Annotated in this window: 12 protein-coding genes and 1 pseudogene; 11 read left to right on the forward strand and 2 right to left on the reverse strand. The window is 62.9% G+C overall.

Annotated elements, in window-relative coordinates:
- Positions 1-2 precede the first annotated feature (2 nt).
- The 10 genes and pseudogenes from scpB to AC8GDA_RS04605 form a co-directional block, all read left to right on the forward strand.
- Positions 3-539 (forward strand): annotated as a pseudogene (gene scpB, locus AC8GDA_RS04560) (SMC-Scp complex subunit ScpB); the annotation flags it as partial.
- 28 nt (positions 540-567) lie between these two features.
- Positions 568-1980, forward strand: a complete 1413-nt coding sequence (gene rluB, locus AC8GDA_RS04565) for a 23S rRNA pseudouridine(2605) synthase RluB (protein ID WP_506557120.1) — start codon at positions 568-570, stop codon at positions 1978-1980.
- 127 nt (positions 1981-2107) lie between these two features.
- Positions 2108-2599: a ribosome maturation factor RimP gene (gene rimP / locus AC8GDA_RS04570; protein ID WP_506557121.1), complete on the forward strand. Its 492-nt coding sequence runs from the start codon at positions 2108-2110 to the stop codon at positions 2597-2599.
- On the forward strand, positions 2596-4116 hold the full coding sequence (gene nusA / locus AC8GDA_RS04575) for a transcription termination factor NusA (protein ID WP_506557122.1): 1521 nt from the start codon (positions 2596-2598) through the stop codon (positions 4114-4116). The genes rimP and nusA overlap by 4 nt, the downstream gene beginning before the upstream one ends.
- Entirely contained in the window at positions 4106-6859 is a 2754-nt protein-coding gene (infB, locus tag AC8GDA_RS04580) for a translation initiation factor IF-2 (protein ID WP_506557123.1), read from the forward strand. Before nusA ends, infB begins: the two co-directional genes overlap by 11 nt.
- Positions 6819-7211 carry a 30S ribosome-binding factor RbfA gene (rbfA, locus tag AC8GDA_RS04585; RefSeq protein ID WP_506557124.1) on the forward strand — a complete coding sequence of 131 codons (393 nt, stop codon included), beginning with the start codon at positions 6819-6821 and terminating at the stop codon, positions 7209-7211. Before infB ends, rbfA begins: the two co-directional genes overlap by 41 nt.
- Positions 7208-8134, forward strand: coding sequence for a tRNA pseudouridine(55) synthase TruB (gene truB, locus AC8GDA_RS04590; protein ID WP_506557125.1), 927 nt, complete (start codon positions 7208-7210; stop codon positions 8132-8134). The genes rbfA and truB overlap by 4 nt, the downstream gene beginning before the upstream one ends.
- 9 nt (positions 8135-8143) lie before the next feature.
- The gene (gene typA / locus AC8GDA_RS04595) at positions 8144-9964 is read left to right on the forward strand and encodes a translational GTPase TypA (protein ID WP_506557126.1); all 1821 of its coding nucleotides are present in this window, start codon (positions 8144-8146) and stop codon (positions 9962-9964) included.
- A 42-nt stretch (positions 9965-10006) separates the two neighbouring features.
- Positions 10007-10582 (forward strand): D-sedoheptulose-7-phosphate isomerase, encoded by a 576-nt coding sequence (locus tag AC8GDA_RS04600; RefSeq protein ID WP_506557127.1) that lies wholly within the window; start codon positions 10007-10009, stop codon positions 10580-10582.
- A 3-nt stretch (positions 10583-10585) separates the two neighbouring features.
- Positions 10586-11776 (forward strand): aminotransferase class I/II-fold pyridoxal phosphate-dependent enzyme, encoded by a 1191-nt coding sequence (locus tag AC8GDA_RS04605; RefSeq protein WP_506557128.1) that lies wholly within the window; start codon positions 10586-10588, stop codon positions 11774-11776.
- On the opposite strand, the gene mog is transcribed toward AC8GDA_RS04605, so the two are convergent.
- Positions 11731-12312, reverse strand: a complete 582-nt coding sequence (gene mog / locus AC8GDA_RS04610; RefSeq protein ID WP_506557129.1) for a molybdopterin adenylyltransferase — start codon at positions 12310-12312, stop codon at positions 11731-11733. The genes AC8GDA_RS04605 and mog overlap by 46 nt on opposite strands.
- Positions 12313-12328: 16 nt before the next feature.
- On the opposite strand from mog, the gene pmbA reads away from it, so the two are divergent.
- Positions 12329-13690 carry a metalloprotease PmbA gene (pmbA, locus tag AC8GDA_RS04615; protein ID WP_506557130.1) on the forward strand — a complete coding sequence of 454 codons (1362 nt, stop codon included), beginning with the start codon at positions 12329-12331 and terminating at the stop codon, positions 13688-13690.
- Here pmbA and AC8GDA_RS04620 read toward each other — a convergent pair whose 3' ends face one another.
- Positions 13691-15874, reverse strand: a complete 2184-nt coding sequence (locus tag AC8GDA_RS04620) for a RelA/SpoT family protein (protein ID WP_506557131.1) — start codon at positions 15872-15874, stop codon at positions 13691-13693. It lies immediately after the preceding gene.
- Positions 15875-15883: the final 9 nt, after the last annotated feature.

Raw genomic sequence — 15883 nt, forward strand, 5'->3', positions numbered from 1 at the left:
GAATGAATACGGCTGAAGCAAAGAAGGTGCTCGAAGCCGCCCTGCTGACCAGTTCGGAGCCTTTGGCGCTCCCGGTCCTTCGGCGGCTTTTCAATGATGAACTCGATGAAGAAACCGTGCGGCTGCTGCTGGACGATCTTCGTCGGGATTGGTCTGACCGCGGTGTCGAGCTCGCGCCGCTCGCCTCTGGCTGGCGTTTCCAGTCTCGGGCAGACATGCGGGTGTACCTCGATCGGCTCAAGCCCGAAAAGCCGTCTCGGTACTCCAGGGCCACCATGGAAACCCTGGCCATCATTGCTTATCGTCAGCCCGTCACCCGTGGTGACATTGAAGAGATTCGGGGCGTGGTGGTGGCCACGCCGGTGCTGCGTGCCCTCGAGGAGCGGGGCTGGGTCGAGACCATTGGCCATCGTGATGCACCGGGGCGGCCTGCGCTCTACGGCACCACGCGGCAATTTTTAGACGATTTGGGCCTGCGCTCTTTGGAAGAGCTGCCCCCCTTGGAAGAAGGCTGGTCGGAAGCGGCCAGCCAGATTCTTCTTCACGCCCAATCAGGGAGTTAGCCAGATGCACGAGCAAGACCCCAACATCGATCCCGACATTGATCCCAACGTGCCCGAGGCACTGGATCAAGACGAGACCCAGCCGAACACGCCTGTTCTGCAGCCAGACGACGCGGGGCAGGGCGCTTTGGATGCCGAGGACGAGGCGCTGCCCTTCTTGGCGGCGCCGGGTTCGGCCGATCGACTCGCACCGGCCACGCCAGCTGGCGCCAGCTACGACCCCCCGAAGCTTCACAAGGTGCTCGCCGATGCTGGCGTGGGCTCCCGCCGCGAGATGGAGGAACTCATCCTCGCGGGGCGGGTGTCTGTGAACGGCACGCCCGCCCACATTGGCCAACGGATCGTGCACAGCGATCAGGTCAAGGTCAATGGCAAGCCCATTCGCATTCAGGTCGAGCCCCCGCCGGTTCGGGTCCTGGCCTATCACAAGCCTGCTGGTGAGATCGTGACCAAGTCCGATCCGCAGCAGCGGGTGACCGTCTTTCGTCAGCTGCCTCCTGTGAAGTTTGGCCGATGGATCACCGTGGGTCGGCTCGATGTCAGCACCGAGGGCCTGTTGCTCTTCACCACCTCGGGCGAACTGGCCAATCGGCTCATGCATCCGCGCTCCGAGATTGAACGAGAGTACGCCGTGCGCGTTTTCGGAGAACTCAGCCCGGAGGCGCTCCAGCAGATGCGCGATGGTGTGGTGCTCGATGACGGCCCTGCCCATTTCGACAACATCATGGAGGCTGGCGGTGAGGGTGCGAACCGCTGGTGGCGGGTTACCCTCAAGGAAGGCCGTAATAGAGAAGTGCGGCGCATTTTCGATGCCGTGGGCGTCACGGTCAGCCGCCTGATTCGCATTCGCTACGGCATGGTGGCACTTCCCCCAGGGCTCAAGCGCGGCCAGTCGGCCGATCTGTCGGCAGAGTCGGTGACCGAGCTCATGGCATCGGTGGGCCTCAAGCAGCGTCAGGCCGGCCGGCCAGGCAGCCGTGGCAAACAGGGTGGGCGGGCTGGGGCCCGCACCAAGCCTGAGGCCCGACCGCCTCGCGGCAACCGGGCACCCAAGGCCTTCGAGGGCCCCATGTCCAGCGAGTCTCGGGCGGCCATCGACCCCCATGATCGTGCGCTCGATGCCGAGGAGTATGACCAGCAGGGCCATGACGATGAATGGCAGCCCAGCGGGCCAGATGCGCATTTGTCGCACCTGGCGGGTAAGCCCAAGAAGAACCAAGGGGCCCGCAAGCCGAACCCCTTGCAGACCACCTGGGGCACGTCCAAGCAGCCCAATGGGGTGCTCTCAGCGCCGCAGCGGGCAGGTGGCGGCGGTGGCCGGCCAAGTGGCAGTGGGCCCCGCCCTGCGGATCCCGGTGGCAGACCGGGTGGACGTCGCGGCGCAGGCCGCAAGAAGCCCGGCAGCCCAGGGGTTTAGCCGAGCACCAGGCTGGGGCATCCGGTTGATTGGAATCAGCCAGATGGCTTACAATCACGCCTGATTCTAATTTCTAAGAAATGGGCTCATCCGGGCCCATTTTTTTTTCACGGGAGACTTTGGCGGGATGCTGTCGGAGCGGGTGTGGCAGACGATCGAAGCGAGTGCGCAGGGCTTTGGCTATGACCTGGTCGATCTCGACCAGACGCCAGCCGGCATCCTGCGGGTTTTTATCGATGTGGCCGATGGGAGTCGACTGATCACCGTAGACGACTGCGAGGCCCTCTCCAATCAGTTGGTGCACGAACTGCCGGTCGAGGGCATTGAGTTTGCTCGGCTCGAGGTGTCCTCGCCGGGATTCGACCGTCGGCTCCGAAGGGCCCAAGACTTCACCCGATTTGCAGGCCAACGGATCAGGCTTCGGCTGCGTCGCCCGATGGGAAACCGGCGAAATTTCGAGGGCCCGCTGGCGGTGCTGGCCAACCCGCGTGATGGTGCCAGGTTTCAAGTGTTGTTCGAGGGCGCTGGTGGTGAAACCCTCGCCCTCGATTTTGATTGTTCCGATGTTGATGAGGCACGACTGGTGCCCGATTTTCCAAAGAAGGAGAAAAGGCGATGAGCCGCGAGATTCTGTTATTGGCCGATGCGTTGGCCCGCGAGAAGAGTGTCGAGAGAGACATCGTGTTCCAGGCGCTCGAGAACGCGCTGGCCCAGGCCACCAAGAAGCAGTTCACCGATGAGGTGGATGTTCGCGTGAGCATCGACCGCGAAACCGGTGAGTACGAGGCGTTTCGCCGCTGGCAGATTGTCCCGGACGGCGAGCTCGAGGACCACGACCTCCAGGTCATCCTGACCGAGGCCCGTAAGCAGATCGACGACATCGAGGTGGGCGACTTCATTGAGGAAGAACTCGAGGCGGTGCCCTTCGGACGCATCGGCGCGCAGGCGGCCAAGCAGGTCATCCTGCAGCGCATCCGAGAGGCCGAGCGTGAGCAGATCCTGAAAGACTTCCTTGAGCGTGGCGAGCTGATCGTCAACGGCACCGTCAAGCGCCTTGAGCGCGGGGACGTCATTGTCGAGGCGGGAAAGATCGAGGCCCGTCTGCCTCGCGATCAAATGATTCCCAAGGAAAACCTTCGCCCCGGCGACCGCGTTCGGGCGTTCCTGCTCCGCGTGGATCGCAACCTGCGGGGGCCGCAGATCATTCTGTCTCGCACAGCGCCCGAGTTCATCATGAAGCTCTTCGAGCTCGAGGTGCCGGAAATTGAGCAAGGCCTCATGGCCATCAAGTCGGCGGCCCGTGATGCAGGCATCCGCGCCAAGATTGCGGTTCACACCACCGATCGTCGAATCGACCCCATCGGCACCTGTGTGGGTGTTCGCGGCAGCCGCGTGCAGGCCGTCACCCATGAACTGGCCGGCGAGCGCGTCGACATCGTGCTCTGGTCGGACGATCCCGCCCAGTTTGTCATTGGTGCGCTGGCGCCAGCCAATGTCTCCTCCATTGTTGTGGACGAGGAGCGTCATGCGATGGATGTTGTTGTCGAGGAGACCGAGCTCGCCGTGGCGATCGGCCGCGGCGGACAGAACGTTCGGCTGGCCAGCGAACTCACCGGCTGGCAGATCAACATCATGACCAGTGAAGATGCCGAGACCCGCTCGCAGACGGAGCGCCAGAAGGTCCTTGAGACCTTCATGGCCAAGCTCGATGTAGACCAAGAAGTCGCAGAGGTGCTGGTCGATGAGGGCTTTTCTAGCCTGGAGGAAGTGGCCTACGTGCCGGTCAACGAGATGCTCGAGATTGAGGCCTTTGACGAGGACACGGTCAATGAGCTTCGCACCCGTGCCCGCAATGCCTTGCTCACCGAGGCCATCGTCACGGAGGAGAAGCTTGGCACCACCGAGCAAGACCTCCTCGATTTGGAGGGCATGAATCACGAGCTCGCCGCCCGGTTGGCCGATGCGAAGATTTTCACGCGCGATGAGCTGGCCGAGCTGGCCGTTGATGAGCTCGTTGAGATCACCGAGATGGATGAACAAGCTGCCAGCGATCTGATCATGCGCGCACGTGCGCATTGGTTCGAGGAAGAGGCAGATGCATCGCAGGAAGGAGGGGCAACCCAGGATGGCCGCTAACAACGTAGAAGGTTTTGCTGCCGAACTGAAGGTCTCGGTAGAGACCTTGCTCGAGCAGCTGCAGGCCGCCGGCGTCCAGAAGAAGGCCGCCGACGATGCCATTTCAGAGGCAGATAAGGAGCGCCTTCTCGACGCGCTGCGCAAGTCTCATGGCGGCGCCGATACAGCGCCCCGCAAGAAGATCACCATCACCAAGAAGCAGACCTCTGAGATCCGTCAGGCCGATGGCTCTGGAAAGTCGCGCACGATTCAGGTGGAAGTTCGCAAGAAGCGGGTCTTCGTCAAGCGCGATGAGCCCGATGCCGCCGCAGTCCCCACCGCGCCCCCGCCGCCGGCCATTTCCCCCGAGGAACTCGCCCGGCGAGAGGCCGAGGCCAAGCGACAGCAGGAGTTGCTGGCCCGCCAGGAGGACGCACGCCAGGCGAAGCTGCGCGATCTCGAGGCCCAGGCCGCCGCCGCGGAGAAGGCTGCTGAGGATGCCCAGCGCGCCCAGGAGGCCTCCCCGGACGCCACAGCTGCTGCCGAGGCTTCACCTGCGGAGACCCCTGAAGAGGGTGTGAAGAAGTCGAAGGTGCGCAAGGTCACCGCCGCAGAAGACGCTGCCGTGAAGGCGGCCGAGGCACGGCGCGCAGTCGAGGACGAGGTTGCAGCCATCAACAAGCTCATGACGGCTGCGCGAAGCGGCAAGCTCGCGGCCACGGCCAAGGCGCCGGAGCCCGCCAAGCCCGAGTCCACCATCACGCTCACCAAGCCGGCCAAGAAGCCAGGCGAAGAGTCCGCGGACAAGCCCAAGGATAAGAAGTCCGAGAAGTCTGTGAAGTCGTCCCAGTTGTCCTCCACCTGGCAGGACGATGCGCAGAAACGCCGTGCCCTTAAGACCCGTGGCGATGTCATGGGTGGTGTGGGCGGATGGCGGGGCGGCCCGAGGGCACGCAACAAGTCTGCCTCCCAGGAGTCGAGCAACTTCGTGGCGCCCACGGAACCCGTGATTCGTGACATCCATGTGCCAGAGACCATCTCGGTGGCCGACCTTGCCCACAAGATGTCGGTCAAGGGTGCTGAAGTGGTCAAGACCCTCATGAAAATGGGGCAGATGGTCACCATCAATCAGGTGCTCGACCAGGACACCGCCATGATCGTGGTCGAGGAGATGGGCCACAGGGCCACCGCGGCCAAGCTCGATGACCCGGAGGCCTTTCTTGCAGAGGGCGTTGCCACGGAGTCCTCTGCCGAGGCCGTCAGCAGGCCGCCTGTTGTCACCATCATGGGCCACGTCGACCACGGCAAGACCTCATTGCTCGACTACATTCGGCGTGCAAAGGTGGCTGCTGGTGAGGCTGGTGGCATCACGCAGCACATCGGCGCTTACCACGTAGAGACGCCGCGAGGTGTCATCACCTTCCTTGACACCCCAGGCCACGAGGCCTTTACGGCCATGCGGGCGCGCGGCGCCAACGCGACAGACATTGTCGTCCTGGTCGTGGCGGCCGACGACGGCGTCATGCCTCAGACCAAGGAGGCCATTGCCCACGCCAAGGCGGCCGGTGTTCCTCTGGTGGTGGCCATCAATAAGATGGACAAGCCCGAGGCCAACCCCGACCGTGTTCGAGGCGAGCTCGTGGCCGAGCAGGTCGTGCCAGAGGAGTTCGGCGGCGACTCACCCTTTGTGGCTGTCTCGGCCAAGACGGGTCAGGGCATCGACGACCTGCTCGAGCAGGTTCTCCTGCAGGCCGAGGTCCTTGAACTCACAGCCCCGGTCGGCAGCATGGCCAAGGGCTTGGTCATTGAAGCCCGAATCGACAAGGGTCGTGGCCCCGTGGCCACCGTGCTCGTGCAGTCAGGCACCCTGCGCAAGGGAGACATCCTCCTGGCCGGCAGCTCGTTTGGTCGTGTGCGCGCGATGCTCGATGAGTCCGGACGTCCCATTGAGGAGGCTGGTCCGTCCATCCCTGCAGAGATACTCGGCCTCACCGAGGTGCCCCATGCGGGCGACGAGATTCTCGTGCTCGGTGATGAGCGCAAGGCCCGTGAGATTGCACTCTTTCGTCAGGGCAAGTTTCGAGATGTCCGTCTGGCCAAGCAGCAGGCGGCCAAGCTCGAGAGCATGTTCGAGAATATGGGTGAAGGGGTTCAGACGCTTCCGCTCATCATCAAGGCAGACGTTCAGGGCTCGCAAGAGGCCCTGTCGGCCTCCATGGTCAAGCTCTCCACCGACGAAGTGCGGGTGAGCGTGGTGCATGCGGCGGTGGGCGCCATCACCGAATCCGATGTCAACCTCGCGATCGCATCCAAGGCGGTGGTCATTGGCTTTAACGTTCGGGCCGATCAGCTGTCCCGGAAGCTCGCCGAGGCCAATGGAATCGACCTTCGCTACTACACCATCATCTACGACGCTGTGGATGATGTGAAGAACGCCATGCAGGGCATGCTGGCGCCCGAGCGGCGCGAGAACGTCATCGGACTGGTCGAGATTCGCCAGATCTTCAAGGTGTCGCGCATTGGAAACATTGCCGGCTGTATGGTGCTCGAGGGAACGGTGCGTCGAAATGCACAGGTTCGCCTGCTGCGTGACAACGTGGTGCTCTGGACTGGTGAGCTCGACACCCTCAAGCGCTTCAAGGATGACGCCAAGGAGGTCAAGGAGGGCTTTGAGTGCGGCCTGACGCTGAAGGGGTACGACGCGATTCAGGAGGGCGATCAGCTTGAAGTCTTCGAAATCCAAGAAATCGCACGGACCCTCTAAGGCCGTTGTCGAGCGGGGCTTTCGGGTCGCCGATCAGATCCAGCGAGACCTCGCCGAGCTTCTTCGGGCCGAGGCCAAGGACCCTCGCATCGGCTTTGTCACCATCACCGACGTCGAGGTGACGCCCGACTACGCCCATGCAAAGGTGTATTACTCGGTCTTTCCCGACACACCGGAGCAAAAGGCGAGGACGGCCGAGGGGCTCGCAGCCTCCAAGGGCTTTCTGCGTGGTCGGCTGGGTCGACTGCTGACCATTCATCAGACGCCAGACCTCCACTTCGTGCTCGACGAGTCCGTCGCGCGGGGTGCAGCCATCAGTGCACTGATCGATCAGGCCAACGCGTCCTCATGACTGCCTCGCGTCGCAGCCGTCGCCCGGTGCACGGCCTCTTGGTTGCGGACAAGCCATTTGGGCCGTCGTCCACCCAGGTCTTGGGTCGCATCAAGTTTCTCTTTGGCGCCGAGAAGGCGGGCCATGCTGGCACCCTCGATCCAATGGCCAGCGGCCTGCTGCCTGTTCTATTTGGAGAGGCCACCAAGTTTGCCCAAGAGGGCCTCGAGGCGGACAAGGCCTATCTGGCAGATGTCTGTCTGGGCATCACCACCGAGACGGGTGACCGTGAGGGTGCCGTGCTGCAGGAGCAGCCGGTGGCGGTCACGCGAGCCCAGGTCGAGGCCGTGCTCCAAGGCCTGCTCGGGGAGCAGCAGCAGGTGCCTCCCATGTATTCCGCGCTCAAGCACAACGGCCGCCCGCTTTATGAGATGGCGCGAAGTGGCCAGACTGTTGAGCGGGAGGCTCGCACCATTGCCCTGCACGAGCTCTCGCTGTTGTCGTATGCACCGCCTTTGCTTCAACTCCAGGTGCGTTGTTCCAAGGGCACTTATATTCGAAGCCTTGCAGAGGAGATCGGTCGCCGGCTGGGCTGTGGCGCCCATCTCAGCGGCCTGCGACGAAATGGGGTGGGCCCGCTCGACCTCTCACACAGTGTCGATCTCGACGCCTTGGAGCGGGCTGCTGAGGCTGGCACCGACGCCCTCGATGCCTTTCTGCTGCCCGTGGATCACCTCTTGCTCGCCTGGCCGTCTATCTCACTCACGGACCGCGAGGCAGCGCTCTTCTCGCATGGTCAGATTCTGACCAGCGCTTCCTTTCCCATGGGCTCGCCACAGCGGGCCCGGGTTCTGACGCAATCCAAGAGGTTTCTGGGCACTGCACTCTTGGGCCAGGGGCGCTTGAAGCCTGTTCGTCTCGTCGCCCAGCCGACACATCACTAGGAGAACCCCATGCGCAAGCTGCGCAACATCGCCATCATTGCCCACGTTGACCACGGAAAGACCACCCTGGTCGACAAGCTGCTCCAGCAGTCGGGTACCTTTCGCTCACACCAGGCGGTCAATGAGCGGGTCATGGATTCCAACGACCTCGAGAAGGAGCGTGGCATCACGATTCTGGCCAAGAACTGTGCGGTGGAATACGAGGGCACCCACATCAACATCGTGGACACCCCGGGCCATGCCGACTTCGGCGGAGAGGTGGAGCGGGTGCTCTCCATGGTCGACAGCGTGCTGCTGCTGGTGGATGCCGTCGAGGGCCCGATGCCCCAGACCCGCTTCGTGACCCGAAAGGCCCTTGGCCTTGGCCTCAAGCCCATTGTGGTGGTGAACAAGATCGACCGGCCGGGCGCCCGACCAGACTGGGTGGTCAGTCAGACCTTCGATCTCTTCGACAAACTCGGCGCCACCGAGGAGCAGCTCGACTTCCCGGTGGTCTATGCGTCTGCCCTGCAGGGCTTCGCCACCCTCGATCACACCAAGCCTGGCAGCGACATGCGGCCGCTGTTCGATGCGGTTCTGCAGTTCGTGCCGGTCCGAGATGACGAATCCGAGGCACCCCTGCAATTCCAGATTTGCTCACTAGACTACAACAGCTACGTGGGCAAGATTGGGGTCGGTCGCATCGCCCGCGGCCGTGTTCGGCCGCTTCAGGATGTCATCATTCAGGATGGGCCGGAAGGCCAGCCGCGCAAGGCGCGCATCAACCAGGTGCTGAAGTTTCGGGGGCTCGAGCGCGAGCAGGTCGACGTGGCTGAGGCCGGCGACATCGTGCTCATCAATGGCATTGAGGAGCTGAACATCGGCACCACGGTCTGCGACCCTGCCACCGTGGAGCCGTTGCCCATGCTGAAGGTGGACGAGCCCACCCTGTCCATGAACTTCATCGTGAACAATTCTCCCTTGGCCGGGCGGGAAGGCAAGTTCATCACCAGTCGCCAGATTCGCGAGCGGCTTGAGCGTGAGCTCAAGGCCAACGTGGCCCTTCGGGTCGAATTCGGCAGCGACACCGATACCTTCAAGGTCTCGGGCCGGGGAGAACTGCACCTCACCATCCTGCTTGAGAACATGCGCCGTGAGGGCTACGAGCTCGCCGTCTCTCGGCCGCGTGTGGTCTTCAAGGAGAGCGCCAGCGGTGAGCGTGAGGAGCCCTATGAGATGCTGACCGTGGATGTGGAGCAGGAGCACCAGGGCCCCGTCATGGAGAACCTTGGCATTCGCAAGGGAGACCTCCTCGACATGGTCCCAGATGACAAGGGTCGGGTTCGCCTGGAGTACCGCATCCCAGCCCGCAGTCTTATTGGCTTTCAGGGCGAGTTCCTCACCATGACCCGTGGCACGGGACTGATGAGCCATATCTTCGATGCCTACGGCCCCTACAAGGGAGACCTCTCCGAGCGTCGCAATGGTGTGCTGATCTCCCAGGATGACGGCGAGGCTGTGGCCTACGCGCTTTGGAAGCTTCAGGAGCGCGGCCGTATGTTTGTCTCACCGGGCGACAAGCTCTACGAGGGCATGATCATTGGCATTCACTCGCGGGACAACGACCTGGTGGTCAACCCCGTGAAGGAGAAGAAACTCACCAACGTGCGTGCCTCTGGAAAGGACGAGCACATCGACCTCACACCACCCATTCAACTCACCCTGGAGAAGGCCGTGGAGTTCATCGCAGACGACGAACTTGTGGAGATCACGCCGCAGTCGATTCGGCTGAGAAAACGCCACCTCGTGGAGCATGAGCGGCGCAAGGCGGCCCGGGAAGAGGCGGCCTGATTCAGAATTCATTCATCTCATGACACAACCCTGGGAACGACCATGAAGGCGACCATTCAAACTTCGTTGCAGGCGAGCCAGCGCCTCGTGCAAGACCTCCTGGCCGACGATGGCCTGCAGCAGCGGCTGCAGGCGGCCGTCGAGGCCTGTGTCCTCTGTCTGCGGGGCGGTGGCAAGCTGCTCTTTGCGGGCAATGGCGGCAGTGCTGCAGAAGCCCAGCATTTTTCAGCCGAGTTCGTGGGCCGGTTTCTCAAGGAGCGTGAGGCCCTGGCCTCCATCGCCCTGCACACTGACACCTCTGCACTCACGGCCATTGGCAACGACTATGGTTATGAGCACGTCTTCTCTCGGCAGGTGCAGGCCTTGGGCCAGCGGGGGGACATCCTCATCGGCCTTTCGACCTCGGGCCGTTCAAAGAACATTCTGATGGCCATGCAGGCAGCCAAGAGCAAGGGCCTGCTCAACATTGCACTGACAGGCCAAGACCCGAGAGACATGGGCGTCCTGGCCGACATTGTTCTGAACATGCCGTCTGGCCACACGCCCCAGATTCAAGAGGGTCACCTGATTGTGGGCCACCTATTGTGTGGCCTGGTTGAAGAGGCCATGCTGGCCTAAACCATGGCCTCGTTGTCGCGTCGGGCGCAGGCCACCCTGCCGTTCTATGTCATGGAGATCATGGCCCGGGCCGAACGGCGCGACCCGGCGCGGGGCAGTCTGGTGAGCATGGTGGTTGGAGAACCCGATTTTCCAACGCCTGCCCCCGTGGTGGAGGCCGCGGCCAAGGCGCTCCGAGACAACAAGATTCATTACACCCATGCTCTGGGCCTGGCCTCGCTTCGAGAGGCCATTGCAGCCGATTATTGGCGGCGAGACCAGATTCGCGTGTCGGCGGAGCAGGTCGCTGTCACCGCCGGTGCCTCGGCGGCCCTGTTGCTGGCCATGCTGGCCATCCTGGATGCAGGCGACGAGGTGCTGGTGACAGACCCTGGCTACCCCTGCAACAAGGCCTTTGTGAAGGCCGCTGGCGGGCAGCCTGTCTCGTTGGCGGTCGGGCCCGAGACGCACTTCCAGCCCACCCTGGCCCATGTTCAGGCCCACTGGGGCCCCAAGACCCGCGCACTGCTGGTGGCGAGCCCTGCCAATCCCACCGGCTGCCTCATGCCCTGGGCGGAGGCCGAGCGCATTGCTGCCTTCGTGGCCGAGAAAGGCGGATGGCTCTTGGCGGATGAGATCTACCTTCGACTCTGCTTTGAGCCAGGGCCACGCTCCATGCTCGACCTTGGTTCGCACGTGATCTCGATCAACAGCTTCTCGAAGACCTTTTCCATGACAGGCTGGCGCCTGGGCTGGCTGGTGGGCCCTCAGGACATCATGGCGGCCATGGAGCGGCTGTCTCAGAACCTGTTCATTTCGCCATCTGGCCTGGCGCAGCAGGCGGCAGTGGCGGCCTTCACACCAGACGCCTTGTCTATCGCGGAGGAATATCGGCTGCGCACCCGAGCCCAGGCCGAGTATGTGCTGCCAGCCCTCGAGGCTGTTGGCTTTCGGCTGCCAGTTCGCCCAGATGGTGCCTTTTACGGCTATTTCGATGTGTCCTCGCTTGCGGCCGACAGCCACACACTCTGTGGGGCGCTCTGCGATGACATTGGTGTGCTGATGGCGCCTGGTCGAGACTTCACCGAGCAGTCGCCCGAGCGAATGCTACGGGTGTCTTTTCCAAAGCCACTGCCCACGCTCCGGGAGGGCGTGTCGCGGCTTGAGCGTTACTTCTTGGGACGAAAGGCCTTGCAGACCGCCTCATCCACGTGAAGGCTGGGGCCGCCAATCAGCTCCAGGCCATAGGGCACGGCCGCAAAGATGCCTGGCACCCGCACGCTCCCGTCGTCGTTGCGCAAGCCCTCCAGGGTCTCCTGAATGGATCGTGGGCGCCCCGGTAGGTTGATGATCATGGCAGTGCCTCGCACCACGGCCACCTGTCGAGACAAGATGGCGGTGGGCACGAACTGCAGAGAGATTTGACGCATCTGTTCGCCAAAGCCGGGCAGTTCCTTGTCGCCCACGGTCAGGGTGGCCTCGGGTGTGACATCGCGCAACGCAGGCCCAGTGCCACCAGTGGTGAGCACGAGGTCGCAGGCCTCTTTGTCCACGAGGTCGACAAGGGTTTGTGAAATGAGGAAGCGGTCGTCAGGGATCAGGCGTTCAATGGCAAGCCATGGGCTTTTCAGGGCGCGCCCGAGCCAGGCCTTGAGGCTTGGAAGGCCCTCGTCGGGGTAGACCCCCTGGCTTGCGCGGTCGCTGATCGAGACAAGGCCAATGCGTGCGGTGCGAAGATTGTCGTGGTTCATGGCACTATTCTGACGCATGAGCACACCGTCTTTCGACCCCTTTTTTTACACCCCCTCCCAACTCCATGACATGAGCCACCGGCTCATCGACATGGCCCACGACCTGGGTGCATCCGATGCCGCGGCAGAAGTCTCTGAGCAGTCTGGGCTCACCGTGACCGTTCGGATGGGGCAGCTCGAGACCATCGAGCGCACTCGGGACAAGTCGGCGGGCATCACGGTCTATCAAGGCCATCGGCGGGGCCACGCCACCACCTCAGACCTCTCCGAGGCAGCCTTGCGAGACACGGTTCGCCGCGCCTTCGAAATTGCTCGACACACCGCAGAAGATCCGTTCTCTGGCCTGCCGGATGCAGATGAGATTGCCCGCGACCATGCATCCCTGGACCTCTTTTATCCGTGGTCGATTGATGCACAGGCCGCCACCGCGCTGGCCTTGAAGGCGGAGTCGGCGGCTCGAGGGGCCAGCCCGCTCATTGCCAATAGCGAGGGGGCGTCGGTCTCCGCCTCCCATGGTCAGTTTCATGCAGCCAACAGCCGAGGGTTTTCGGGGGGCTACCCCTACAGCCGTCATTGGCTCTCGGTCGCCCCGATTGCCCAACGTGGGGAACAGATGCAACGGGATGACTGGTACACGACCAGTCGGAATGCTGTCCACCTGGCAGACCCCGAGGCCGTGGGCCTTTACGCGGCCCGCCGCGCGCTTTCGCGCCTGGGGGCCCGGCAGCTGCCCACCGGGGAACATCCCGTGATCTTCGAGGCCCCCTTGGCCGTGGGCCTGATGGGCTCTTTGGTCAACGCCCTGTCGGGAAGCTCGCTCTATCGCAAGGCAAGTTTTCTCGTCGACAGCCTCGGCCAGCCACTCTTTCCGTCTCACATCAGCATGACGGAAGACCCGTTTGTGCCTGGCGGGGATGGCAGCACCCCCTTTGATGATGAGGGCGTTCGCGTCCAGCCGCGAACCGTCATCGAGCAGGGCAGGGTTGCGGGCTACTTTCTGTCCACTTACTCCGCCCGAAAACTTGGCATGAAGACCACAGGCAATGCAGGTGGTGCCCACAACCTGGTGCTCCAGAGCAGCGAGACTCGCCCGAGCCGAGGCCTTGGCGAGATGATTCAAGACATGGGCCGCGGGCTTCTGGTCACGGAGGTCATGGGCCAGGGCGTCAACGGGCTGACCGGAGACTATTCACGCGGAGCCTTCGGCTACTGGATCGAGAACGGTGAGATTCAGCATCCCGTGGAGGAGGTCACCATCGCTGGAAACCTCAAGACCATGTATGCCGGCATCCGGGGAATTGGCTCCGACACCATCACCCGGGGTACTCGCACGACGGGCTCGATCTGGATCGACCGGATGATGATCGCCGGCGGCTGATCAGTGGCTGTCGCGGGTGCGGCGTGTGGCCTTGGTCACCGCTGCACTCCGGCGCACAGACCTCAGCACGTCTGCGAGATGAATGCGATTTTTCACCTCAATGGCCACGTGCAGTGTGGCGAGGCCGCCGGCCCTGGGCTCAATGGAGAGGTCGATGATGTTGGCCTGTCGGGCGGAAATGGCCGAGGCCACTTTGGCCAGGGCGCCCGGGCTGTTGTTGACATCGACATCGAGACGGGTCTCGAACTCTCGAAAGAGGGGGTCTCCCCAGATGACATCGGCCCAGCGGGCGCGGTCTTTGTTTCGTTGGCGCCTGGCGGTGGGGCAGCTGGCCCGATGCACCAGTAGGCCAGCCCCACCGCGCATATGTCCCCAGGCATTGTCGCCGGCGATGGGATAACAGCAGCTCGCGTATTGAACGGCAGTTCCTTCCGACCCGTTGAGGCTGATGCCAAGCTCGGGCTGGGTGAGGTGCTCAATGGACAGTGCAAGGGCACGCTCGGCAAAGGGCGTGAGCTGGCGACGCGTGGGAGTGAGCTCTGCGGGCACCAGTCGGCGCGCGGCAACGTTTGCCAACAGGTGGCCGAGCCCAATCGATTCCAGAATTCCTTCCTCATCCTTTGCAGCAGCCTCGTTGATGAGCTGTGCCCATTGCAATGATGGCTCGTCGATGCGCTGCACACCCAGGGCCGAGAGGGCGTCCTCGAGCATGCGGCGGCCAAATGCAATGGAGCGCTCGCGCGTGGTGTTCTTGAGGTTGTGTCGAATCTCTGCCCGGGCCTTGGCGGTCTTCACAAAGCTGAGCCAGCCAGGATGCGGAGCGGCCTCCTCGCCCGTGTCGATGCGCACGACATCTCCATTTCGAAGTTCCGTGTCCAGCGGCTTGCTGAGATTGTTCACCCAGGCGCCGATGCAGCGATTGCCAATGTCTGTGTGAACCATGTAGGCGTAGTCCACGGGCGTGGAGCCGCGAGGGAGTTCGCGGATGTCCCCGTTGGGCGTGAAGACGTAAATGACATCGGGGAAGAGGTCAATCTTGACGTGGTCGATCAGGTTTCCGGCATCACCCGAGCGACTCTGCAGCAGCGATTGCATCCACTCGTGGGCCTTCTGCTGCAGTGGTGTGACATTTGAGGCGTGTTCCTTGTAGAGCCAGTGGGCCGCCACACCGGCCTCGGCCACGCGATGCATCTCATGGGTGCGGATCTGAAATTCAATGGGTGTTCCATAAGGCCCAATGGCCACGGTGTGAAGAGATTGATAGCCGTTCGACTTTGGCAGTGCGATGTAGTCCTTGAAGCGGCCGGGCGATGGTCGGTACAGGGCATGGAGCGCGCCGAGGGCCAGGTAGCAGTCTGAAGGCGTGTTCACCAAAATTCGGAACCCGTAGATGTCGAGCACTTCGGCAAAGCTGAGCCGCTTCTCGCGCATCTTGAGGTAGATCGAGTAGAGGCTCTTCTCACGGCCGGTCACATCGGCTTCGACGCCGAACCTTGGAAGGTGCTCTCGCACAGTGTTCTCCAGCCGGGTCACGACCTCCTTGCGATTTCCACGCGCCGCCAGTAGGGCACGCTGGAGCACCTGGTGGCGACTTGGATGGAGGCCCGCAAAGCACAGGTCCTCGAACTCCCGAAAGACCTCGTTGAGACCGAGGCGGTGGGCGATGGGTGCGAAGAGCTCTAAGGTTTCTCGGGAGACACGTGCCCGCTTGGGGGAAGAGACTGCGTCCATGGTGCGCATGTTGTGGAGGCGGTCGGCGAGCTTGATGAGAATGACGCGAACATCGTCGGCCATGGCCATGAACATCTTGCGAAAGTTCTCGGCCTGGGCCTCCTCTCGATTCTGAAACTGAATGCGGTCGAGCTTGGTGAGACCGGCCACCAGGGCGGAGACCACGGGGCCAAACCGCTCTGCAACCTCCTGGAGGCTGACGCCGCAGTCCTCTACGGTGTCGTGCAGAAGCGCTGCCATGAGGGCTTCGGCATCAAGCCTCCAGCTGCAGCAGACCTCTGCAACGGCAAGGGGGTGTGTGATATAGGGCTCGCCAGACTGACGACTCTGCCCAAGGTGGGCCTCGTCTGCGAACCGAAAGGCCTCCGTCAGTCGCGCGGCATCCGCCGGCTCCAGGTAACAGGCTGACTCCAGCAACTGACCGACGGAGACGACGGCTGGTGCGGAGCTCACAACATGGCC

Source organism: Hahnella aquatica (SeqCode), assembly GCF_965194505.1.
Taxonomy (GTDB): domain Bacteria; phylum Pseudomonadota; class Gammaproteobacteria; order Burkholderiales; family Burkholderiaceae_A; genus Hahnella; species Hahnella aquatica.